The sequence below is a fragment of the Rhizobacter sp. P2_H2 genome (assembly GCF_056403375.1).
The window spans coordinates 1-1838 of record NZ_JBFUFP010001054.1 but is presented as its reverse complement, the minus strand read 5'-3'; the positions used below and the strand labels follow the sequence as shown (position 1 = coordinate 1838).

Sequence of the window (1838 nt, the reverse complement as noted above, 5' to 3'; positions counted from 1 at the left end):
TCGACCTGTCGGTCGGCTCGATGGCGGCGCTGATCGCCGGCAGCATGATCCTGCTGATGAACGGCATCGCCGCGCAGGTCGGCTCGCCGCTGCTGACGGTGGCGATCGGCATCGTGTTCGCCCTCGCGCTCGGCGCGGTCTTCGGCCTCGCGCACGGGCTGCTCGTCACGAAGGGCCGCATCGAGCCGTTCATCGTCACGCTGGGCACGCTCGGCATCTTCCGCGCCTACCTGACCTACCTGGCCAACGGCGGCGCGATCACGCTCGACGGCAAGCTGTCCGACGCCTACAGCCCGGTCTACTACGGCAGCCTGCTGGGCGTGCCGTTCCCGATCTGGGTGTTCGCGGCGGTCGCGCTGCTGGGCGCGCTGATCCTGAACCGCACCGGCTACGGCCGCTACGTGCAGGCGATCGGCTCCAACGAGCAGGTCGCGCGCTATGCGGCGGTCAATGTCGACCGCATCAAGGTGCTGACCTACATGCTGCTGGGCGTGTGTGTCGGCGTGGCCACCGTGCTGTACGTGCCGCGGCTGGGCTCGGCCTCGCCGACGACCGGACTGCTGTGGGAGCTGGAGGCGATCGCCGCGGTGATCGTCGGCGGCACCGCGCTGAAGGGCGGCGAGGGCCGCATCACCGGCACCGTGGTCGGCGCGATCCTGCTCTCGGTGATCAGCAACATCCTGAACCTCACCAGCATCATCAGCGTGTACCTGAACGCCGCCGTGCAGGGCATCGTGATCATCATCGTCGCCTTCCTYCAGAGGGGGCGGCGTTAGTTCCCCGACCGGCAACGGTCATGTTCCGCAGAGACCCCGATCGAGTCCCGATCGACACACAACAGGAGACGAGTCCCATGAAGTTCATTCCCCGCATCCTCGTGACGCTGGCGGCACTTGCCGCAGGCGCCACCGCCTTCGCCCAGGACAAGGTCGTGATGGGCGTGTCCATCCCGGCCGCCACGCACGGCTGGGCCGGTGGCGTCGTCTATTGGGCCAACCGCACCAAGGCCGAGCTCGAGAAGGCGCATCCCGGCCTGCAGGTGATCGTCAAGACCGCAGGCTCGGCCTCGGAGCAGGCCAACCAGGTGCAGGACCTGCAGACCGTCAACAAGATCAACACGCTGGTGATCCTGCCGTTCGAATCCGCGCCGCTGACGCAGCCGGTCGCGCAGGTCAAGGCCAAGGGTGTGTACGTGACCGTGGTCGACCGCGGCCTGACCGACACCAGCGCGCAGAACGCCTACGTGGCCGGCGACAACCCCGGCTTCGGCAAGGTGGCCGGCGAGTACATGGCCAAGGCGATGGGCGGCAAGGGCAACGTGGTGATCCTGCGCGGCATTCCGACGGTGAYCGACAACCAGCGCGTCGACGCTTTCAACGCGGTGATGAAGGCGAACTCGGGCATCAAGGTGCTGGATGCCAAGCACGGCAACTGGAACCGCGACGATGCCTTCAAGGTGATGCAGGRCTACCTGACGCGCTTCAAGCAGATCGATGCCGTGTGGGCCTCGGACGACGACATGGCGGTGGGCGTGCAGAAGGCGATCGAGCAGGCCAAGCGCAGCGACGTGAAGCTGGTGATCGGCGGCGCCGGCTCGAAGGACTACATCAAGAAGGTGATGGACGGCGACAAGATCGTCAGCGCCGACGTGACCTACTCGCCCAGCATGATCGCCGACGCGATGAAGATGACCGCCGAGGCGCGCGTCAAGGGCACCGCGATGCCGGCGACCACGATCATCCCGTCGGTGCTGATCACCAAGGACAACGCGGCCAAGTACTACGTGCCGGACTCGCCGTTCTGAACCACCTGATCTGAGGAGCTGACCATGCCCAGAC

2 protein-coding genes are annotated in these 1838 nt (G+C 66.6%); both read left to right on the top strand.

Going from position 1 to position 1838, the window contains the following annotated elements:
- A partial coding sequence (locus AC1D15_RS29930) for an ABC transporter permease (RefSeq protein ID WP_477828882.1) occupies positions 1 to 776 on the top strand: 776 nt, incomplete at its 5' end.
- Between the two features lie 77 nt (positions 777 to 853).
- Positions 854 to 1804, top strand: a complete 951-nt coding sequence (locus AC1D15_RS29925) for a substrate-binding domain-containing protein (RefSeq protein WP_477828881.1) — start codon at positions 854 to 856, stop codon at positions 1802 to 1804.
- The last annotated feature ends 34 nt before the right edge of the window (positions 1805 to 1838 follow it).